The 21,449-nt window shown below is 60.3% G+C and carries 14 protein-coding genes; 6 read left to right on the top strand and 8 right to left on the bottom strand.

Going from position 1 to position 21,449, the window contains the following annotated elements; genetic code table 11:
* Positions 1-193: 193 nt before the first annotated feature.
* From Enr13x_RS29230 to Enr13x_RS38360, 3 genes are all read left to right on the top strand, one after another.
* Complete coding sequence (locus Enr13x_RS29230; RefSeq protein WP_145390379.1) at positions 194-832, top strand: RNA polymerase sigma factor; 639 nt, start codon at positions 194-196, stop codon at positions 830-832.
* The gene (locus Enr13x_RS29225) at positions 832-2,370 is read left to right on the top strand and encodes a serine/threonine protein kinase (RefSeq protein WP_145390378.1); all 1,539 of its coding nucleotides are present in this window, start codon (positions 832-834) and stop codon (positions 2,368-2,370) included. The genes Enr13x_RS29230 and Enr13x_RS29225 overlap by 1 nt, the downstream gene beginning before the upstream one ends.
* Before the next feature lie 225 nt (positions 2,371-2,595).
* Positions 2,596-4,437, top strand: a complete 1,842-nt coding sequence (locus Enr13x_RS38360; RefSeq protein ID WP_197455438.1) for a hypothetical protein — start codon at positions 2,596-2,598, stop codon at positions 4,435-4,437.
* A 495-nt stretch (positions 4,438-4,932) separates the two neighbouring features.
* Here the strand turns inward: Enr13x_RS38360 and Enr13x_RS29210 are convergent, their stop codons facing one another.
* The 3 genes from Enr13x_RS29210 to Enr13x_RS29200 form a co-directional block, all read right to left on the bottom strand.
* On the bottom strand, positions 4,933-5,118 hold the full coding sequence (locus tag Enr13x_RS29210) for a hypothetical protein (RefSeq protein ID WP_145390377.1): 186 nt from the start codon (positions 5,116-5,118) through the stop codon (positions 4,933-4,935).
* Positions 5,119-5,440: 322 nt separating this feature from the next.
* Positions 5,441-6,898, bottom strand: coding sequence for a sulfatase family protein (locus Enr13x_RS29205; protein WP_145390376.1), 1,458 nt, complete (start codon positions 6,896-6,898; stop codon positions 5,441-5,443).
* Between the two features lie 221 nt (positions 6,899-7,119).
* Positions 7,120-8,409, bottom strand: coding sequence for a hypothetical protein (locus tag Enr13x_RS29200; protein WP_145390375.1), 1,290 nt, complete (start codon positions 8,407-8,409; stop codon positions 7,120-7,122).
* A gap of 235 nt (positions 8,410-8,644) precedes the next feature.
* Here Enr13x_RS29200 and Enr13x_RS29195 point away from each other — a divergent pair, with 235 nt between their 5' ends.
* From Enr13x_RS29195 to feoB, 3 genes are all read left to right on the top strand, one after another.
* On the top strand, positions 8,645-10,045 hold the full coding sequence (locus Enr13x_RS29195) for a dicarboxylate/amino acid:cation symporter (RefSeq protein ID WP_145390374.1): 1,401 nt from the start codon (positions 8,645-8,647) through the stop codon (positions 10,043-10,045).
* Positions 10,046-10,317: 272 nt separating this feature from the next.
* Entirely contained in the window at positions 10,318-10,626 is a 309-nt protein-coding gene (locus tag Enr13x_RS29190; protein ID WP_197455437.1) for a FeoA family protein, read from the top strand.
* Positions 10,627-10,665: 39 nt separating this feature from the next.
* A complete protein-coding gene (feoB, locus tag Enr13x_RS29185) occupies positions 10,666-12,780 on the top strand; it encodes a ferrous iron transporter B (RefSeq protein WP_145390372.1) in 2,115 nt (704 codons plus the stop codon).
* 167 nt (positions 12,781-12,947) lie between these two features.
* Here the strand turns inward: feoB and Enr13x_RS29180 are convergent, their stop codons facing one another.
* From Enr13x_RS29180 to Enr13x_RS29160, 5 genes are all read right to left on the bottom strand, one after another.
* Positions 12,948-14,129, bottom strand: a complete 1,182-nt coding sequence (locus tag Enr13x_RS29180) for an HD domain-containing phosphohydrolase (RefSeq protein WP_197455436.1) — start codon at positions 14,127-14,129, stop codon at positions 12,948-12,950.
* A 182-nt stretch (positions 14,130-14,311) separates the two neighbouring features.
* Positions 14,312-16,447: an efflux RND transporter periplasmic adaptor subunit gene (locus tag Enr13x_RS29175; RefSeq protein WP_231744455.1), complete on the bottom strand. Its 2,136-nt coding sequence runs from the start codon at positions 16,445-16,447 to the stop codon at positions 14,312-14,314.
* Between the two features lie 5 nt (positions 16,448-16,452).
* Entirely contained in the window at positions 16,453-18,348 is a 1,896-nt protein-coding gene (locus Enr13x_RS29170; protein WP_145390369.1) for an efflux RND transporter periplasmic adaptor subunit, read from the bottom strand.
* A 6-nt stretch (positions 18,349-18,354) separates the two neighbouring features.
* Positions 18,355-19,188 carry an efflux RND transporter periplasmic adaptor subunit gene (locus Enr13x_RS29165; RefSeq protein WP_145390368.1) on the bottom strand — a complete coding sequence of 278 codons (834 nt, stop codon included), beginning with the start codon at positions 19,186-19,188 and terminating at the stop codon, positions 18,355-18,357.
* Positions 19,189-19,456: 268 nt separating this feature from the next.
* Entirely contained in the window at positions 19,457-21,373 is a 1,917-nt protein-coding gene (locus tag Enr13x_RS29160; protein ID WP_197455434.1) for a TolC family protein, read from the bottom strand.
* Between the last annotated feature and the right edge of the window lie 76 nt (positions 21,374-21,449).

Raw genomic sequence — 21,449 nt, 5'->3', positions numbered from 1 at the left:
GGGCCCCAGAGAGGCAATGCCAGATTGACAGCTGTCGACCGAGGCGGCACGGCACCGCGCGCCGGGCGATGGTCCACCGCAGAATCGATATTCTCGTGATCAGGAAAGATTTCTTGTCAGAAGTCATTTCCGCTGGGGTCTTTCACATGTTCCCCCCCCACACGATCTCCTCCGCTCTGCGAGAATCGATCGAATGCACCACTGGCCGGATACCGAAACGAAACTCGTCCAGCGTTTGGCGGACCCGCGCGACGATGCCGCCTGGAACCGCTTCGATGCGCTCTATCGCCCAGTGGTTTACCGCTACGCACGGGGCCGTGGGCTGCAACACAGCGATGCCGAAACGCTGGTCGCCGAGGTCATGGCACGGGTGTTTCGCGCCGCCAGTCGCTGGTCCGGTGATTCCGCCGCCGACCATCAAACGCGTCCGCTACGTTTTCGGGCCTGGCTGCGACGGATCGCGGAAAACGTGTTGCTGAATTTGGTCACGCGGCATCTGTCCAAGCGTGGCACCGGCGGCACCAGTGCCCAGCTCTCGCTCTCACAACGAGCGATCGTCGATGATGCATCGCGGATCGAGTGGAATCGGCAGCACCAACAGCACCTGTTTGTCACCGCCGCCGGAAAGGTCCAGTCCCAGGTCGACGCGGAGCATTGGAGGATTTTCTGGCAAACCCACGTCGACGGTCTTTCGATCGAACAAGCCGCCCACCAATCGGGACGGTCGATCGGTTCGGTTTATGCCATCCGCAGCCGGATCGTTCGTCGCTTGCGCGATGCCGTCACGCAGATCGAACAACTCGAAGACGCCGGTCAGATGGAGGACGCGTGATGGTCGACCAAGCGAACTGCCCCGACGAATCAACCTGGCGGGATTGGCTGACCGGCAGCGGTAACGTGGCCGTGGACGAACAGGACTTGTTGAACCATTTGGATGGCTGCGATCTCTGCCAATCGGTGGTGGCTCGTTTGTCAGCCGACGACCCGTTCTTCTGTCTCTCTCGCGATGCGCTGCGGTCGACGGGGCTGACCAGTCACGATTGGCACGACGGCGGTGCGGAGGGTTTGGAACAATCGCCGCGCGAACCATCCAGCCCGGCGATCGTTTCGCTGGTGCAAACGCTGCTCGGTCCCACCGACGACGAACGCTCGCTCGGTCGCCTGGGACGATTCGAGATTTTGGGCGTCGTCGGCAGCGGCGGAATGGGAATCGTGCTCAAGGCGCGCAGTATCGACATGGACCGCGTCGTCGCGATCAAAATCCCACAGCCCCAGTACTGGCAATCACCCGAGACCTTGCTGACGCTTGAACGCGAAGCCCGCTCGGCCGCCGCGGTCGTGCATCCCAACGTGATCTCGATCTATCACGTCGATCGGTACCGCGACGTTCCCTATCTGGTGATGCCGTATTTGGCCGGGCAGTCCTTGGAGCAGCGGATTCGCGATTCGGGCCCGATGCCGCTTGATGAAACGCTGCGGATCATGCGTCAAGTCGCGTCCGCGCTGGCGGCGGCACATGCCTGTGGTGTCGTGCACCGAGACGTCAAACCCGCCAACATTTTACTGCACGCTGGAACCGAACGTGCTGTGCTATCCGATTTCGGCTTGGCGAAGGTTCAAACCGATGCGACGTGCACCGCGACGGGAACCTTTGCCGGCACACCGATCTACCTGTCGCCCGAACAAGCCTCCGGCTGTGGCGCCGGCCCGGCCGGTGACATCTATTCGTTGGGAACGGTGCTATGGACCATGCTGGTCGGGCAGCCGCCGATGTCCGGCCTGCACACGCACGCGATCGTTCGCCGAATCGCCGATGCTCAGCTGCCAGTCCTTTCCGACCACTGCCGTGACCTTCCCGACTGGGTGAATCGCTTGATCGAGAAACTGCACGCGACTGTCCCTGCGGATCGGCCTTCGGCGGAACAACTGACCGAATGGATCGAAGCCTGTCAGAGGCATCTCGCCGAAGGCGGATCCGCCCCGATCCCTGAGGAGTTATCCGTGAACGATGCAAAGCCGAAACGCATTGCGGCGATCGCGTCAATTTTCCTGGCCACGATCCTGATCGCCGGAGCGGGCTGGATGATGTTTGATGCGTCCGGCGGTGTTTCCCGTATTGCGCCGCAACCGGAAGCACCAAGTGCTGCCCAGCCACTTGACACCACTCCGATTGAAGCGGACGGGGCCGAACCGCTGCCATCCGAACCGATCACGCCGCCCGAATTGGTCACCGAAGCACCATCAAACTCGATTGCCGACGAAACCGACATCTATCTCGAGCAACTCCAAGCGGAGCTGGACCAATTGAACCAAACCACGCTGCCGCGTTTGGAATCCGAACTGCATTCTCTGCTTCCGGATCCGCCTTGAGCGCTGACCGGCTGCCAATCTTCCTACCTCTCCACGCAGCCACCGTGCCCCGTCAGCTGGAAGGACTCAGGGGAGGGATGGCAGAACGATTCGGGGCAGAATGATGCAATGCGCGACAGCTGGCGTCAAACGGATGATCCCACGAATCCCCCCGGGGATTTGAACCGATCGAATTTCCCCGACTAAAACCCCTCGAACGAATACGCTTATCAACGGAATTGACTCATGAATCGCACCACCCTCTTCATCTTCTTCTGCTGTCTGTTTGGGGCCCATGTTGCCACCGCAGCCGACGTCACCTTTTTGACACCCGACGGTCAACCGGCTAGCGGCACCAGGTTCTATCGAACGCTGGTTCAGGGGGCGATTGGAATGTACATGGACATGGACATGGACATGATGGACATGGACATGGACACGGACGACATGGGGACGGACGACATGGGGATGGACGACATGGGGATGGACGACATGGGGATGGACGACATGATGATGGACGACATGATGATGGGGAGCGGTGGTGATGCGGAGATGTATGGTATGGATATGGGATATGGTTCGATTTCGCCGGGAGCCTCTCGTTCACCCCCGCACATCGCGTTTCTTGACGGCAAGCCGTTGCAACCGGTGAAGCCGCCGTGGCAAACGTGGACCGCCGGGGACGACGGAACCATTGAATTGGTCAACGGCATGTTGAGACGCAATCGCAGAGTCAGTTCGCACACGGCGCCAGCCTTGGCCGTGCATGAATCGGGCTTCAGCTTCATCCCCGCAGGCACGAAGCTATCACCAAAAGTCAAACTGCGCAGCGTCGGGAAACTCATCGTCGACGCGCCGTCGGGCATCGACAGTTCGCGGTACCAAGTCCTGACGTGTTGGCAAAACGGCTTCGCCTATCCCAGCTTGCAAGAATACAAACAGGAACTCAATTCGTCACAGACGTTGGGCAAACAACTTGATGTCGACGACTGGCGATTCAGTCCACGGTTTCGATGGTACCAGACTGCCGCATTGGGCGAAGTGATCTCGGTCCCGCCGGGGGAGGTTCGGGTGGCGATCGTGCCAAGACATTCCATTGAATTGGAGCAATCGAAGGTCAATAGGAATCGGTTGTTCAGGATTTTGACCAGCGGCGGTCCCAGCACGATTGTTTTGGTTTCCGGAAAGTCGCCCAAGCCGATCACCGTCGACTTTCCTCCGCTGCGTTCGTTGATTCTGCGCGCCCCGGAAAAGCGTGATGACGCGCTGCCCGAATGGGGTGATCAACCGTCGCCCCACTACCATCTGGAGAGCTTCCGTCGCCAATCCTTCGGGGACACGCCAACGCTGACGACACCTCCCGCTTCGGCCGTGACCTCGCGGTCGACGATGGCCAAGTTCTTAAACGAACATCGTGACGAGCGGGCTGCCTATCAACACGTGCGTTTGCCTTCATCGACCGATGGCAGAAACATACGATTTGATCTGCTGCGGCCCGGTCGGTACGTCGTCATCAAGCCGATCGAAGGTGACATGGAGATTCGTGGGATTTCCATCAACAACTGGGAAAGTGACGCCGGAGTCACCACAGCCGTGTTGGCAGACGGAAAAGTCAAAGGAGTCGAGGGAGTGTTCGAACTGGCGGTCTCCGATCAGGGCGTGGCGACGTTCCGGTCAAACGGATCCTCGGCAAGCCTCGCCGATAACGCAGCCAGCACCCAACGGTCTGACGCCGAGAAGTTGAAGCTCGTCCAGACGCTGCGACGTGACATCGAAGCGACCGTGGCGCGACTGGTGAAGCATCGAAAGCAGTTGCTGGAACTCGAAGCCAAGCTGCAACAAAAGGCACCGCCTGTTGACCCCAAGGCCGATCCTTTCGGCGGCCCGGACGGAATGAATGATCCATTCGGTGGTGGAGGCGTCAACGCCAGCGATGATCCGTTCGGCGGCGATGGAGGAACGCCGGGCGATGATCCGTTCGGCGGATCACGCGGAGGCGGCGATCCGTTCCGTGGCGGTAGTGACGCTCCCAACAAGCCTCCATTCGGCAGCCCGAGCTCACCAGCTGAAGCGGATCCGTTCGGTTGAAGAAGCGATCCCGGAGGGATCAAAGCGGGTAGCCGGAGGTAAGCGCAGCGACACCTCCGGGAATCCAAACCGAACTCCTCAGCGACCCCGGATGGGGTCGAAGCAAATCGATTCTACTGCGGCCTCAAAGACCAGCTTTCAAGAGGGCTCGACCGCGTTGACGCCACACTTTATCCGTCGTTCATGAAAGGAAAAAGGGTCAGGAGCATTAAAGGTAGAATAGGTAAGGGGCGGTTGCCTAATTTTCCAAAAAGGCTCCTGACCCTTTTTTATTCTCTATTCTCGGCGGAGGGGTGTACGACGTCCTTTCTAGGTCGTCGCGCAGAGCCCCACGGGCGACGGCCCGGAAGGGCCATCGTACATCAGAAAAGCGATCGCCTTAAGCTGGACGGTCTCTTTAGCCGCCCTCTGTCGCTGCAGAGTAGCGACCGGAGATCGCCTCAAGGCTAGACACCAACGGTTGCTGGATTCCTTTGATGCTCCCCTGCCCTGCGGCTACTTCCCCGGCCGCTTGTCGATCACAATCTCGGCGTCGTTGGTTTGCGGCAACCCCGGCGTGCTGCGGCCGCGTTTGACGTGTTGCTCCAAAAGGTCGTGTAGTTCATCCACCTTTCCTTGATGTTCCCTGGCCAGATTGGTTTGCTCGCCCAAGTCTCCGTCCATGTCGATCAATTGCACCATCGGCAAGCCTGGGAAAGGAAAAAGGGTCAGGAGCATTAAAGGTAGAATAGGTAAGGGGCGGTTGCCTAATTTTCCAAAAAGGCTCCTGACCCTTTTTTATTCTCTATTCTCGGCGGAGGGGTGTACGACGTCCTTTCTAGGTCGTCGCGCAGAGCCCCACGGGCGACGGCCCGGAAGGGCCATCGTACATCAGAAAAGCGATCGCCTTAAGCTGGACGGTCTCTTTAGCCGCCCTCTGTCGCTGCAGAGTAGCGACCGGAGATCGCCTCAAGGCTAGACGCCAACGGTTGCTGGATTCCTTTTATGCTCCCCTGCCCTGCGGCTACTTCCCCGGCCGCTTGTCGATCACAATCTCGGCGTCGTTGGTTTGCGGCAACCCCGGCGTGCTGCGGCCGCGTTTGACGTGTTGCTCCAAGAGGTCGTGTAGTTCATCCACCTTTCCTTGATGTTCCCTGGCCAGATTGGTTTGCTCGCCCAAGTCTCCGTCCATGTCGATCAATTGCACCATCGGCAAGCCTGCCTTTTCGTATTTCGCCCAGGACTTTTTGGACGGTCGGGTTCCCGTCCATCCGCCGGAATCCGGGCACAGCGACAGTTTCCATTTACCTTGCCGAATCGCGAAGTACCCGCTGACGCTGTGATGGACCACGCTTTCTCGCTGATGCTCGACTTCGCCTTTGAGCAGCGGCAAAAAACTGATGCTGTCTTCGGCGGCATTGTCGCTCAGTTCCACGTCCAAGATGTCGGCGACGGTGCGGATCACATCGGACAGACAAACCAACCCGTTCGATTGCGAACCCGGTCGCACCACGCCGGGCCAGGAAACCAGGAACGGGACGCGGTGGCCGCCGTCCCAGATGTCGGCCTTGGATCCCCGCAGGTCGCCGCTGGGAAAGTGTCCCAGCTCCTGAAGCTGGCCGATCTTTGACGTCGGCCCCGAGGTGCCGTTGTCGCTGCTGCACAGGATCAACGTGTTGTCCAACATATCGTTGTCACGCAGCGCGTCCACCACTTTGCCGAAGCTGTCATCGGTTTGCATGACGAAATCGGCGTGTGCGTTGAGCCCACTCTTGCCCTGCCACTCTTTTGACGGAACCACCGGGCTGTGCGGGGAGCTCCAGGGCACGTACAGAAAGAACGGTTCCGATTGGTCTTTGCGTGATTCAATGTATTTGACGGCCGTTTTGGTCAGACGCGGCAACATTTCAATCGGCTCGATCGTTTCAGTGACGACGTCGTTGTCGATCCACGTTTCAATCTGTCGGGCGTGATGAAATCCGTGGAACTCATCAAAGCCGCCGCGGTCGAGCGGTCCGTGGGTGACCTTGGCGCCGACCGGGACGGCTTTGGAAATGTGTTTGCCATCGAACAGCATTCCGAGGTGCCATTTACCGATGACGGCGGTGTGGTACCCCTGGGTAGAAAGCAACTTGGCCAAGGTCAAGCGGTTGGGGGCGATCAAGGACGGACCGCCGGTCAGCACGCCGCTTTGCAGACGAGTCCGCCACGCGTAACGGCCCGTCAACAGACCGTAGCGGGTCGGCGTGCAAACCGACGATCCGCTGTGGGCGTCCGTAAAGACCATCCCGCCGGCGGCGATCGCATCCAATTGCGGCGTCGGGATTTTGCCCCGGCGCGGATTGAGGCATTGCAGTTCACCGAACCCCATGTCGTCAGCCAACAGGATCACGAGGTTGGGGCGATCGGCGGCGCGGGCGGTTGTGGCCAGGGCGATCGAACACGCGAGAGCGGCGATGAGCGATGGAATGAGTTTGGTCATGACGTGGTCTCGGTGTGGGAGTCTGATGAGGGGGGAGAATCAGATCGTTGTACGACGTCCTTGTACGACGTCCTTTCCAGGTCGTCGATGTAGAGTTCGCGACGGCCCGGAAGGGCCATCGTACAGGGAGATCCTGCGACGGCCCGGAAGGGCCATCGTACTGGGAGATCCTGCGACGGCCCGGAAGGGCCATCGTACTGGGAGATCCTGCGACGGCCCGATCATCCCTGCTTCAATATTTCGGCGATGTCCAACAGATAAACCTGACGGCCTCCGTCGTGTGGGCTGTCGATGGCGACTTTCGTGCCGTCGTTGCTGCTGCGCGGGTGCGTGTCACAACGCCATTCGCCGCTGTAGGCCGGCGGCGAGGGGATGTGCCCGAGATCGAATCGTCGCCCTGAAGGCACGTGATACAGATAGACTGTCTGGCGACGCGTCTTGCGGTCTGGATAGGTGTCGTTGAGGATCCAGTCCTGGTAGGGCGATGGCAGATACGTGTTGTGGCCGTTGGTCGGCATCTTGTCGTGGCCGACGGGGCGAACTTGATCGGTTTGGTCGACGAACTCGTAGAACCCCGCTTTTTGTCCGGCCGGCTTGGTCCACATCGTGACCGCATCGCTGCCTTTCCAGATGAAGTGCGAGGTGTAACCGGAGGGGTCGAGCACGTATCGGTCGGTGCCGTCGATCGCCGCGGTCAACATCCGAGTGACAAAGCCGCCTTTGAACTGCAGCGTGTTGGGGTCGAACTCGGGGCGATAACGGTGCAAGACGATGAACCGCTGTGCGTCCGGGCTGATCAACAGGTGGTTGAAGTAGTGCCAGGCTTGCGCATGTTTGTCGCCGTCGGGCCATGGCATCGCCGCGACATCGGCCAACGACAGGATCAGCTCCTCCCCGCCGGTTTCCAAGTCCACCCGCCAGATCCCCGAATCGGCCGGCGCGCGAACGGCAACGTTGGGATCGGCCAAACCGTCGTACCCGTAACCGGGACGGAGATTGTCGATGCGTCGAAAGTCGGCGGACAGACCAAATCTTCCGTCCGGCGAAACGGTGTAGATCGGTTTGTTGATCGTGCGTGTTTTCTTTGTCTCGGTGGAATAGATGCGGCAAACGAACGAGTCGCCTTGACGGTCGTTCCACAAGATTCGGTTGCCGTCGTCGCCTAGCCATTGCAGCATGCAGCCTTGTTGCCATCCCCAGGCGTTGCTGGTTCCGATTTCATGCCAGCGATCGCCGTTGCCGGTGTCGACGTATCCCACGGCAATCGTGTCACCTGCAGTCGGCGAACGGCCTTCGAAGGAGACTTCGTTGGAAAGCACAAGCGTGTTGGTCGGATCAAACTCGCGTTTGTCGTAATAGCCGAACCAATGGTTTTTGGGGCCACGGGTGATCGCACGGCAGGGAACGAACGTTTCGAGCGGTCCGGTTTCCGCGGCATCGGTTGTGGCGTGGTTGAAGGCGATCGCGGACGAGGCGGCGAGCGCACCAAATTGGCGTCGGGAGAGTTTCATGAAGGAATCGGATCGGTGAAGCTGGGGGAGCAGGTGGGACGGAGAAGATCATAGTCTAACAATCTGTGCGTTCGCGTTGGATCGACAGACGATCGCACTGAAGTTTGGTATGTTGGCAGGGCGTGTTTTCGGGGACGATCGATCCATTTTCTCGGCTGCTCCCCGCACCCTTTTTCGGCCCGTTTCTTGATTGAAGCGTTCGTCGTTTCATCACCTCGCAACTTTCGGCAAACTCATGTCCGACGCCAACCCAGGTTCCTCACCGGCTTCCGACGATCAACCGCACGGGAATTGGCTCGCGTATGCGATTTTCTTTTCGATCGTTGCCGCCATTGCACTGGCGCTCGTTAGCCCTCATCTGGCGGCGTCCTTGGAAATCGGGGGTGAAGTCTTTTTGCGGATGTTGAAGATGATCGTCGTGCCGCTGGTCCTCACCTCGGTGATGTGCGGCGTGTTGGGGATGGGAGACGTTCGAAAACTCGGACGCCCCGGTGCGGCGGCGATCGGGTTCTATCTGGTCACCACCATCTTGGCGGTCGTGGTGGGGCTGGTGGTCGTCAACGTCGTTCAGCCGGGAGTCGGCACGGTTGACCAGGCGGCCGTCCAGGCGATGAACACCGAGGGGCAGGGTTCGCCAAAATCCAAGATCGTCGACGCGTTGTCGCAATCGACGGGGCTGAGCAAGGTGGAAGTCGGTGGCGTTCTGGAGGGGTTGCCACAAGGCGAGAGCGTGCAGCCAAACATCGGCACGATCTTCAAAAATCTGGTGCTGATGCTGGTCACAGACAACCTGTTTGTTTCGGCCGCGCAAACCCAGTTGTTGCCGATCATCGTGTTTGCGATCGTGTTTGCGGGGATGCTGACCACGATGCACGAAGACGTCAGCAGCATCACGAAACTGATCACGCAAGCGAACACGGCACTGATGCGATTTGTGATGCTGCTGATGAATTTCGCGCCCTTGGGAATTTTTTGCCTGGTCGCGGCGCGTTTCGGTGAGGCTCAAGCGGAGGGCAAGTTTCTCGAAGAACTCTCTCAAATCGGCTGGTACTTCGGGACGGTGGTGGGAGGTCTGGCGTTCCACGCCCTGATCACCTTGCCGGCGATTTATTATCTGGTCCGACGCGACAATCCGTATCGGTACATCCTGGCGATGTCCAAGGCCCTGTTGACCGCGTTTTCGACGGCCAGCTCTTCGGCAACCTTGCCGGTGACACTCGAATGTGCCGAAGAAGCCGGGATCTCTAAACGTTCGACCGAGTTTGTGATTCCGTTGGGCGCGACGATCAACATGGACGGGACCGCACTCTACGAAGCCGCCGCCGCCATCTTCATCGCCCAAGTGGTGCCGGGCATTGATCTCGGGTTTTGGGAGCAAGTGATCGTGGCGGTCACCGCCACCTTGGCCGCGATCGGGGCGGCGGGGATCCCCGAAGCCGGGCTGGTCACGATGTTGATCGTGCTCAATGCCGTCGGGTTGCCGTTGGAATACATGGGGCTGATTCTGTCGGTCGACTGGTTGCTGGATCGATTTCGGACCACCGTCAACGTGTTGGGCGACAGCGTCGGAGCGGCGGTGGTCGAAAAAGCGCTGCCGGACCGACCCTCCCCGCCCGGACTGGCCGCCGGGGCGTAGACGGGCTGGGGCATACGTTTCCCCATGTCTTCGCCAAGTCTTTTCATCCCGGACGGGATGACAGAAAGGGATTCAGGTGCGCCAAGGCGGCCACCGGCTACTTGCTGCCACCCGTCTCGGGGTCAAACCTGCTTGGCCAGCGGATTGAGTGCGACAACCTGAAGCGCTTGACAGGCCGGATGCCGCCTGTCATCCTATTGAGACTGATTCTCATTTCCAGCCGCTGCTTTGTTGCAGCTCCCGCCCCGCCCACGATCGGATGGTTCAACTCGATGGCAATCGTCCAGGCTCCCCCGGACCCGATTCACACGACCACGCTCGCTGAGATCCAACCCGGTCGCTACGTTTGCAGGGAGATTCACGCCGCGGGCCAAGATGCGGTTCGGCTGAAACGTTTGGGTGTCTGCCAGGGGCGAATGATCGAACTGGTGGGACGCGGGGATCCGATGATCTTAAAAATCGGAGCGTCCCGCGTCGGCCTTTCGCGACAGCTGGCCAAGGTGGTCTTGGTCGATCCAGCGTCTGTTTCGCCTTTGAATCCCGAGTCTGCGCCGGTTTCTGCTCCGGCGCCGGCCGTCTAAGCCAGAGCCCCTCCCTTGAGTCTTCCGACGGTTAGTTCGATGCCCGGGTCGGACGTTTCGGCCACGAAACCGGTGGTGTTGCTGGTCGGCAATCCCAACGTCGGCAAGACGTCGTTGTTCAATGCGCTGGCGGGGATGCGGGCCAAGACGGCGAACTACCCCGGCATCACGGTCGACTTGCGCAAGGCGATGATTCAGGTCGCGGCGGTGGACAAGGATTCTCGCTGCCAAGCGACCAGCGAGATTGAATTGGTGGACCTGCCGGGCCTGTACAGCATGGAAACGGCCAGTCCGGAGGAGGAGGTTGCCGCGCGGAGTATCCGGGGAGAGTTCCAGGGGGAACTGAGTCGTCTGCCCGACGCGGTCGTTGTGGTGGTCGACGCGACGAACATCGCTCGCACGTTGGTGTTGGCCGGCGAGATTCTCGATCGCAATCTGCCGACGATCGTCGCGGTCAATTTGATCGACGCGGCCGAGTCGTCGGGAACGGAAATCCGGTTCGACGAATTGAGCGAAAAACTGGGCTGTCCGGTGATTCCGGTCAGCGCCCGAAAGGCGCGTGGACTGGGCGAGTTGCGTGAAGCGATCTACGAGTTGACCAAGCCGGCCAGGCCGCTGCTGCCGATCGCTCGTGAACCTTGCGTCGCCGGTTGTGGCGGGTGTCCGTTCGCGGCGCGTTTCGAATGGGCCGATGGCGTGGCGGGTTCCTCGGTCCGTCAGACGCCCGGCAAGGGAGTCAAACTGGAGTGGCTGGACCGATTGCTGACCTCGCAAGGGATCGGTTTGGTGACGCTGTTGGGCGTGATGCTGTCGGTGTTCTTTTTGATTTTTTCGTTGGCGGATCTGCCGATGTCGGCGATCGAAGACGGATTCGGTTGGGCCGGCCGGGTGATCGACAATCTGTTGCCGTCCAGCCCGCTTGCGACCATGATCTGGTTGCCGATTGCCACCGCGATTTCGTTGTCGGTGTTTGCGGTCGCGTATTGGTTGAATGAAACGAAATGGACGCGTCTGTGGGCCTCGGTCGCCGTGTTGACGTCGCTGGTGATCGGCAGTTTGCCGCTGGATGATTTTCGTTCGTTGGCGATCGACGGTGTCGTCGGCGGCATCGCGGGTGTCGTCGTGTTTTTGCCGCAGATTTGTATCCTGTTCTTTTTCATCACGCTGTTGGAAGATTCGGGGTACATGGCGCGAGGCGCGTTCGTGATGGAGCGGTTGATGCGTCGCGTCGGGCTGCCCGGCAAAGCGTTCGTGCCGATGCTTTCGGCACACGCGTGTGCGATCCCGGGGATCATGGCCGCACGCACGATCGAGACGTGGCGCGACCGATTGGTGACGATTTTGGTGTTGCCGCTATTGACGTGTTCGGCTCGGTTGCCGGTGTACGTGATGGTCGCCGCCCTGCTGTTTGGCGACAGCCCGTGGCAAGCGTCGTTGATGTTCGCCGGGGCCTATTTGTTGGGGCTGCTGGCGGCGTTCGGAACCGCGTTTTTGTTGAAGAAGACGGTGGTTCCCGGCGAAGCGGCGCCGTTGGTGCTGGAACTGCCCAATTATCGCATGCCCAGTTTTCGCAACGCCTGGTTCACGACGGTGGAACGGGCGACGGTGTTTTTGCGTGGTGCGGGCACGACGATCTTGTTGATCTCGGTTGTCTTGTGGGCTTTGGCAACGTATCCGAAACTGCCCGAGGAGCGGACGTTTTCGTCGGATAAACAACAGGCCCAGGCGGCGCTGGAGTATTCCTATGCGGGGCGATGCGGCCAGATGGTCGAACCCATTTTCGCGCCGCTCGGGTTCGATTGGAAGATCGATGTCGGGATCATCACCTCGTTTGCGGCGCGTGAGGTCTTGGTGTCCACGCTTTCGATCGTGTACGGATTGGGCGAAGACGCCGCGGAGGAACCGGCCGGGTTGGTCGAGACGTTGCGGCGGCAACGGCGTCCCGATGGCACGCTGGTGTTTTCGACGGCCACCGGATTGAGTTTGCTGGTGTTCTTTGTGTTGGCGATGCAGTGTTTGCCGACACAGGTGGTGACCAAGCGAGAGACCGGAAGCTGGCGATGGGCGGTCTTTCAATTCATCTACATGACCGTCTTGGCCTATGTCGCGGCGTTGATCGTGTACCAGTCGCTCGCCGCGGCCGGGTACGCTTAGGATCGGTTGTGGTACGACGACCTTTCCAGGTCGTCGATGTCGAGTCCGCGACGGCCCGGAAGGGCCATCGTACGGTCGATCTCGCGACGGCCCGGAAGGGCCATCGTACGGTAGCGTTAGCGACGGCCCGGAAGGTGGTACAGCTGCGGTTGGTGAACTCCAAGCGCTTACTGGTCGGCCAAGCTGACGACGATCTGCGTCACTTCGTCCATGCGGGACAGAAACGCGTCCAAGACCTTGGGGTCAAAATGTTTGCCGCGTTCCTTGCGCATGATTTGGATGCATTGATCCAGTGGCAAGGCGTCTTTGTAACAGCGTTTGCTGCTGAGGGCATCGAAGACATCCGCGACGGCGGTGATGCGGCCGACGATCGGGATTTCTTCGCCGGCGAGCTGTTGCGGGTAACCCGTCCCGTCCCAGCGTTCGTGGTGAGTTTTGGCGATCACCGAAGCCATCCGCAACACGGGTGACCGGGTGACGGGGCGACGGGAATGCAACAGAAACGGTTCGCTTTCGTCGCTCGGTTGGGCTTTGAGGATTTTTTCTCCGAACTCGCAGTGACGCTTCATCATCGCGAACTCGTCCTGGGAAAGCTTGTCCGGTTTCAACAGAATCGAATCGGCGATGCCGATCTTACCGGCATCGTGAAGGATGGCGGCGTGTTCGATCAATTCGGAATCGGATTCCGAGCACCCCAGTTCTCTGGCGATGATTCCCGCGAATCGGCCGACTCGAATGACGTGGTTGCCGGTTTCCTGGTCGCGGTATTCGGCGGCACATGCCAGGACATGGATGACCTCTTCACGCGATTGGGCCAGGTCGGCGGTCCGCTGGGCGACTTCGGCTTCGAGTCGTTTGGAGTAGGCGGCCATCTGGTCGTGGTGCGCTTTCAGCACCAACGAGTTGCGGACCCGGGGCAATAGTTCGGTGGGCTTGACCGGTTTATGCAAAAAGTCGGTGGCACCCAATTCGAGCGCATCGATCTTGGTTTGTTCGTCCGTCGACGCCGTCACGATCAGGACCGGCAGATGGGACTGGTCGGGCGTGTTGCGAATCGTCTCCAGGATTTCCAGCCCCGTGACGTGCGGCATCACCACATCCAAGACCAGGATGTCCGGACGTGTCGAACGCACCAAATCGACCACCTCGCGAGACTCGCTGGTGGTGACAAAATCATGGTACCCCGAGCTGCGCAGATACTTCTGAATCAACTTGATGTTGATCGGCTCGTCATCGGCGATCATGACGCGGCCGGACTTCGTCGCATCGGTCTCCTTCGACTTCAACGAAGCAGCGCGTGTCATGGGTGCCGCAGCAGCGGCCAACGTTGATGGAGTCGTTGCGTTCATCCGCCCTTCGGGTTGACTGGGAAATTTCGCGCGAGCTGGGCCCGCAGCAAACCGTAAGTCAAGGTGTCGGGCTGGGAGCTGATGTTGCGAGGGCATGCCCGGCGAACAAAATGGATTTTCAACGCAGGTCCCTCGTTTTCGTTAGATCCGTTAGGACCGGATGAACGCTCCCCGGCATGAATCTACTGCATCCACTCGGTCAGCATCCGCCACAGGTGCGATCCGACGGTCTCGTCGAGTGATCCGATCGAGACTTGGGCGCGCTGTCCGCTGAACAGATCAACGCCTTGCGAAGCGCTGAGCGGAACAATGGCCTCGAAATGCGGCACCAGCAGTTCGAATTCCGAGCCGGATTGCGACGTCTCGTTGGCGACTTTCTTGACCGGCAAGGGGCCGCCGTTGCAGGCCAGCAGGGCCGGGTAGTCTATCCCCGTTCTGGCCCGGGGAATGATCTTTGTCAGGGACGAAGTGTTCGTCGCGTGTCCGCGGGCGCGATATCGCACCGCCGCACCCACCTGGTCCCGAAACTGGTCGAACCGTTCTTGCGAGATCAGCACACGCAACTCTTTTTGAGATTCATCTCCGATCACCAGCAAGTCATCACCCTGGGCGACATAGGTGCCCTTCAATTCATTCAACCGCCGCCGGACGACGACACCGCTGCGGGGAGCGCGGACGATCAGGGCATCGATTTGTTCGGTCGTTTCTCGGTGCTGTTTCGTCAGTGCCTGCAGTTCGGTTTCCTCGGCTTGGGCGGCGGCGTGCCGACCTTGCAGCGTTTGTTGGCGGGTGCGGAGGGTGGATTGCTGGATTTTGGTTTCCAGCTTCTGCGCGTCCAGGACCAGGTCGGGGTTGCGGAGCGTCAACAGTGGTTCGCCCTGAGACACCCGTTGTCCCGCGGAGACGTGAATCGTGTCAACAAAGCCCGGGACTTCGGCGCGAATCACGTCGTGCGGTGAATACTCGACCACGGCGGGGACGGGGGCGGCGCCCGGCCATGGGATCGCCGCCAACAACGTGGCCAGCAATGCCGCCGATGCGGTCGCCACGCACGTGAATCGACGGCGTCCGGCGGAGGGAGCCTTGCGGAACAATTGAACGACCCGCCAGGCGGGGACGCCGATCCATCCGACACAGGCGGTGACGGCCAGCAATGTGCCCAAGCCGTGAAAGAGTTTTGACGCGGCAATCGTCAACCCGAAACAAACGAAACACTTCCACAGCAGCGCCAGCCAGGCGTAGACGGCAACCGCGAAGCGATAGCCGGATTGCCATTTCGGTTCTTTCAACTCACCGCCGAAGAACCACCGTCGGGCCAGGCGAGCCAAGTAGTTCTGGCTGTCCGTGTACAGGTTCGGCGCCCGCGCCCAATCGGTCAACACAAAGTAGCCATCGAATTTCATCAGCGGATTGGCATTAAAAATCAACGTCGCCACGCCCGCCGACAACATCACGCTGATGCACACATGTTTGACCAGCGGGGATTCGACGGATTGCCAAATCAACATCGCGATGGCCGCGACCAGCAATTCGAGATAGATCCCCGCCGATGCGACGTGAATGCGTTGCCAGCGGCGACGAAATCGCCACACCGAACTGACGTCGACGTAGGCGAGTGGCGCGAGCAAAATGAACAGCACGCCCATCTGGCCGACGTCGCCCCCGTAGCGTTTGCAAACGATCGCATGGGCAAACTCGTGGAGGATCTTCAAAACGACGGTGACGGCGATCAACAGGTACAGCGCCGAGGGTGAGAACAAGTACTGCGAGGAATGCGTCAGATCGTCCCAATGCTGGATCGCCAGGCAGCCGCCGAGCAGGATCAGCAACATGCCCGCCGCGGTCGCTGGAAGCCCGAAGATCCAGCCCACGTACTTCATCATCCGCCCGACCATCTGATCGGGATGCAGCAGTGGAACGCGTATCGCGATCGGATTGGCGTGCTGCTTGATTCGATTCGTTTTCGCTTTTTCGGCAGAGCGTTGGAGTCGGGCGGAGGACTTGGAGGACTCGGTGTGTGCCAGTTCGTTGGAGATCAGCCACCGACACAGGTCTGCCGCATCCTCTTCGGACAATGAATGGTCGGGCGATTGTTCGCACAGTTCACGATAGGCCTGGGCGATCGTCCGCGAGGCGGTCAGCCGAATGGCCAACGCGTACTCGATTTTCCCGAGTCGGTAAAACGAGCCCGCGACGGGGTCTTCGACGACCACGTGGGGTTGCCGTGCATCGTCGCACGGTGTCACACGTAGATCTTGGCGAAAGACAACGGACGTTGTGCTTTGGTCGCTGGCAAAATGCTCGTGGTCGTCCTGCATGGCGTTCACCACCAGAACCATTGTGAGAGGGATTCGATGGGTCGGTGAAACAGGATCCAGCCGAGTGCGCGACGACCACATCCGATCTTCAGCGAGCCTTTCATTCCGGGACGCAACAATTGTTCGGTGTTGGAAAGCCTGCATTCGGCGATGAACACGTTCTCTTCGTCACGAATTTCACTGCGTGGATGAACGATTCCGATCGTGGTGTCCCAGATGCGATTGGGATAAGCGTTCAGTCGCAATTGAGCGGACTGGTCCCTGCGGACATACGCGATCTGATCGTCATTGACCGCCGCCTCGACGATCATTTCCTCCAGCGGCGCGATTTCAAAGAGCGACTGCCCGGTGGTCAGTGGGGCGCCTTGGACGCGTTTTAAATCACCGCTGACGACCATCCCATCGACAGGGCTGCGGAGTTCGAGTTCGCTGAGTCGGAGATCCAGCAATTGAAGCTCTGATCGAAGCCCGTCGATTTCCAACTGGGCGATCCGCTGATCGGCGTAGGCGCGTGAGGCCTGGGCGGCGTCGCGTTTTTTGATCGCCTGGTCATGATCGGCCTGCAGGGCGTCTCGTTGCCAGCTCAATTCCCGGCCGTCCAGCGTCGCCAACAGATCGCCCTGTCGGACAAGGTCGCCGGGCGCGACGAAACAGTCCTTGAGCGTCGCGTCGAAGGGGGCGGCCACGAAACGTTTGAAGCGGGGTTCGACGCGCACGTCACAGGTTTCACGATGACGTAGCGGAACGAACATGGCGGCGATCACCGCGACCATGAGCGTCAACGCAATCACGCCGCCGCGCGATCGGATCGCGCGGCCGCCGCGACGAACAAAATCAGTGGAACGACGTTGATCGAGTGCATTCACGACCGCGCCGAGCGATTCGCTGGCGGCGTTGAAGAACTGTCGCAGCGGATCGACACGTGACTCCGAATCCAGGATCGCCAGAAACACGGCGCGCGTGTCTCGGGATGGATCGACGAGCGGAACGATCAGCACGCCGGCGGCATGTTGGCGCGCCAGTTCGCCGGCGCTGCGTGACGCATCGAGTCCGTGATCGGTCGGCTGGACGATCGAGATGGACCCCCGCATCAACGCTTCGTCCATGGCGTTCTCGATGGCCCGTGTCTGGGCGGTGGTCGTATCGATCCGCGTCGAATCGCTGAGCGCGACCAATCGGCAACTGCCCGCGGCGGAGCGCGCGACGCCGATCGCCGCGCGGCGGAGTTTCCAGTGATCGGCCAGTTCGGTGACGATCACCTGGCAGGCTTCGTTACGGTTTTTTGAATCCAGGGCTCGGGTGAGCAGCTCGACCGTGGCGGCGGCATCCGACGCGACGGCGGACTGTTGATCCAGACGATGCTGAAGCGTCCACAGGGCGAACTGTCGGGCCAGGGTTTCGACCGATCGGGTGAAGCCGTGCAAGTCCGCTGGCAACGCGGCGATCAATCCCAACGCTTCGGACGGTTGCCGTCCACTTGCCATCGGAACGGCAAGGATCACTCGTTCGGGATCGAGTTGGCGGCGGGAATGAATTTGGCCGCTCTGGGCGGATTGCTGACAGACCGATGTCAATTGCGTCCGTTGCGATTGGGCCGTCCGGTCGCTCGGATCGACCCGCAAAGGTTGCAGCCGCGTCGATTCGTCGGGTGCGTTCGGGGCAAAGTGCACCGCCGCAAGGATGCCGGAGAGTTTGTCCAGGCATTCGAGCAGCACCAGGTGTGCATCCTGGAGCGTGTTCGCAGAATGAAAGGGTGAAGCGACCGGCGGATCGACCGCGTCGCGGTGCGTGTTGACGTCGCCGACCGCGACCGCAGGTTGCGGGGCGGTCTGGCGTGTGACGGCGCCGACCAGGATCGGGGCCGTGGGGCATGATCCGCCGTTGGGAATCTCGGTCGACACGGCAGATCAATCCTTTAATCGGATCGTGCAGCGGGCACCGCTACGTAGGGTTCCGTCCGGATTGCTGATTGCGATTTTGACCAGGACGGTACCGCTTTCGGCATCGGTCACCGGCGAGATGAAGTGGACCACGCCGGAGATCGATTGACCGGATTCACCGAATTGAAGTTGGATGGCTTGGCCGGTGGTCAGCTGCTCGGCTTGGGGGCCGAGAAGTGAGAAATTGGCCAGCAGCGTGTCCAGCTGGACGAGCGTGACGACGTCGGGTTTATTGGGCGCGACGAACTCACCGGGTTCTTTATGAAGCTCCGTGACGATTCCGCTGACGGGGGCATGGATCACGCGTCGCTCCATTTGCGTGAGCAATCGTTGGTGTTCCAATCGACGCGTTTCCATTTCTTCGACGACGCTGCGTAGATTGGCTTGGGCGACTTGGAATTCTTTGGCCGCGCGTTGGAGTTCGGCTCGGCGGGCGTGTCCCGACTGGCGCAGTGATTCGAGTGTTTTCAATCGTTGGGAGGTCAATTCGACTTCCGCCCGCGCGGCATCGAGACGCCCTTCGGCATTCATCTGTTGTTTGGCGACCTCCAACTGGGCCAAGTGGACTTGGCTGTTGAGCCGCAGCAGCGGCTGGTCTTGCTCGACTTTTTGGCCTTGTCGGACCAACACTTCGGCGACCGTCCCTGTTTCATCCGATGCCACTTCGATCGTCCGGATCGGCTCGGTGTATCCCTGGACTTCGGTGGCGAGGGAAACCCGACAGGACAGGGCGAGGACCGCGATCAGGACGGATGGGAGTGGGCGGATTCGCAGGTCAGAGGGTTGGTGACAGAGTTTCATGGCGTCGCGTGAAGCACGAATGGAGACCGGGAAAACAAGGGCGGGCGGCAAGAATCACTTGCTCTGGGCAAGCTTAGGTCACCAATAAGCAGCCAAAACCAATGATCTGGTCGATTGAGTGTGATGCGGCGAGCGGACCGTTTTAGGTCGTCGGGGCGAGCCCTCGGGACGACGGCCCGGAAGGGCCATCGTACTGGGGAAATCGGTCGCCCTGAGCGGGACGGTCCCTGGAGGCGAGACACCAACGAGATTCAATACCCGGTGCCCGTCAGCGCGGCATCGATTCAGCCGCATCGGGCCCCGACCCGATCGGCTCGATCTGCAACAGCGTGCCGGTCGCCCGTTTGAGCCGTGACGTGCTGAGCGTGTAGTCAATCTGCGCCCTGGCGAACCCGACTTCCTCCAGCAACAAGCGATCTTGGGCATCGAGCAAGTCCTCCAACAGGGAGTTGGCCGAATAACCGTCTCCGGGCAGTTCACGCCATCGATTGGAGATCAGTTCGACATATTCCTGTGCGGAAACCATCGCCACGTAGCGTGCCCCGAGTTCCCGGTGGCTGGTTTCGACTTCACGCACGGCCGCGGCGACCTCGGCGTGCAGTTTGGCGATCGTTTCACTCAAGCGGCTGGCGAGTTTCCGCAGCTCGGCTTGTCGACGCATCACGTTTGCCTTGGCCGCCCGTCGCTGCAACGGCACTTCAAACCGCAGCCCGGCGGTGTAGCTCGGTTCGCCGACGCTGAACTGGTCGGTCCAGGCGCGGCCGATGTCTTGGCTGCCCCGCAACCCGCTGAAATAGGTTTCCAACACCAAGTCCAACATGGGCAGCAGTTCGTTTCGGGCGGCGTTCAAACGAACCCGCGCGGTGTCCAATTCACGCGCCACTTCATTCATTTCACTCCGCTGTTGCAGCGCCGTGACGACGGCGTCTTCCAATGAGACGGGGACCAGGGTCAGCGAGGGGGGCCGGGCGGGGATGATCTCCGCCGTTTTGTCGCTGGTCAGTCCGGGGGAGTTGACGAGCATGCGGAGCTGGTCTTCCGCGTTTCGAATCGACGTCACTGCCCGGGCAAGCTCGGATTGACGCGTCGCGATGGCCGCTTCGGCGCGTTTCAGTTGGCTTTGCAACGCATCCAAGCCCTGTCGGTTTTCCAGCCAATCATGAATCGATTTGGCTTGATTGAGGTGACGGATCCGCAACAGCAGCGACGCGCGCTGGTAATACAGATTCCACATCGATTCCTGGACGGAAAGCAAGTGATCTTGGATCGCCGTGGTGGCGGCTTCGTTTGCGATTTGGGTGTCCAGCTTTGCCAACACGATCAGGCTTCGATTGAATGCCCGGCCGGCGCCGTTGAGCAGCGGTTGATTGAAGCTGAGCGTCAGCCGAGAATTGCCTTGATTGTTCGGCGTGAAAAACTGTGAACTGCTGTCGCGCAGGCCGATCTGTTGTCCGATCTCGAACTCGGCTCCGGTTTGAAGTCGCTGCCGCAGGCCGCCGGAAAACGAAAAATCTTCTTCTCTCAAGCGGTCGACATTATTGCCGGCATCAAGCTCGCTCCCGGTCGGGACGCTGGTGCGAATGAATTTTGATTCGACAAAGGCGGTCGGATCGAAATCGGCGGCCGCACGCGTGATCCCGGTGCGTGCGATGCAGATGTTTTCATTCAGCGCCGAGATGCGATAGCTGTGTCGCAGGGTTTCCAGGATCAGACTGTCTCCATCGACGACGATGGAGGACGGCGACAATTCGAAGGGCGCCGTCGCGGTGGTTTCCCACCACGGTCGAAAGTCGTCCGCGATCGGCGAGCCGTCGGCCTGAGACTTCAAAAACTGCCGTACCGACTCGGGCGAAAGGGGGACATTGGAGTCGGACGTGGAGATCGACGTTTCGTTCAGCCATTCGTCCGGCAACGCGCCGACCGTCAAGGGGGGCGGGGCCGTCGCCGCTGCGGTCGACGGTGGGGCGGAGTTTTGGGCCACCCGGACGCCGTGGCGGGCCGTGTCGACGACGACCGGTTCGGCGAAAACCTCTGTCAATTCCGTTGCGGGATCTCGGGGGTGTTCCGTCTGTGAGGGTGGCGCAGTGAGCCAAGAAGGCAAATCGTCCGCTTGCGCAAAGACCGATCCGACGACCCAGCAGCAGGTCGCGATCGCGAGGTAGCATTTGCGAGCGGTTGGATCCATGGAACACTCCATCCGTGGAGTTGATGACGCGAGAGACTTTGGTCGTTCATCGGTTCGAAAGACCGCCGTTGGCTTC

Origin of the sequence: Stieleria neptunia, from assembly GCF_007754155.1 — a bacterium.
Lineage (GTDB): Bacteria > Planctomycetota > Planctomycetia > Pirellulales > Pirellulaceae > Stieleria > Stieleria neptunia.
This window is presented reverse-complemented; position numbering and strand designations above follow the sequence as displayed.

Coding starts and splice junctions, on each gene's coding strand:
- Enr13x_RS29230 (WP_145390379.1), top strand. CDS start 194: ATGCACCACTGGCCGGATACCGAAACGAAACTCGTCCAGCGTTTGGCG.
- Enr13x_RS29225 (WP_145390378.1), top strand. CDS start 832: ATGGTCGACCAAGCGAACTGCCCCGACGAATCAACCTGGCGGGATTGG.
- Enr13x_RS38360 (WP_197455438.1), top strand. CDS start 2,596: ATGAATCGCACCACCCTCTTCATCTTCTTCTGCTGTCTGTTTGGGGCC.
- Enr13x_RS29210 (WP_145390377.1), bottom strand. CDS start 5,118: ATGGTGCAATTGATCGACATGGACGGAGACTTGGGCGAGCAAACCAAT.
- Enr13x_RS29205 (WP_145390376.1), bottom strand. CDS start 6,898: ATGACCAAACTCATTCCATCGCTCATCGCCGCTCTCGCGTGTTCGATC.
- Enr13x_RS29200 (WP_145390375.1), bottom strand. CDS start 8,409: ATGAAACTCTCCCGACGCCAATTTGGTGCGCTCGCCGCCTCGTCCGCG.
- Enr13x_RS29195 (WP_145390374.1), top strand. CDS start 8,645: ATGTCCGACGCCAACCCAGGTTCCTCACCGGCTTCCGACGATCAACCG.
- Enr13x_RS29190 (WP_197455437.1), top strand. CDS start 10,318: ATGGCAATCGTCCAGGCTCCCCCGGACCCGATTCACACGACCACGCTC.
- feoB (WP_145390372.1), top strand. CDS start 10,666: ATGCCCGGGTCGGACGTTTCGGCCACGAAACCGGTGGTGTTGCTGGTC.
- Enr13x_RS29180 (WP_197455436.1), bottom strand. CDS start 14,129: ATGAACGCAACGACTCCATCAACGTTGGCCGCTGCTGCGGCACCCATG.
- Enr13x_RS29175 (WP_231744455.1), bottom strand. CDS start 16,447: ATGCAGGACGACCACGAGCATTTTGCCAGCGACCAAAGCACAACGTCC.
- Enr13x_RS29165 (WP_145390368.1), bottom strand. CDS start 19,188: ATGAAACTCTGTCACCAACCCTCTGACCTGCGAATCCGCCCACTCCCA.
- Enr13x_RS29160 (WP_197455434.1), bottom strand. CDS start 21,373: ATGGATCCAACCGCTCGCAAATGCTACCTCGCGATCGCGACCTGCTGC.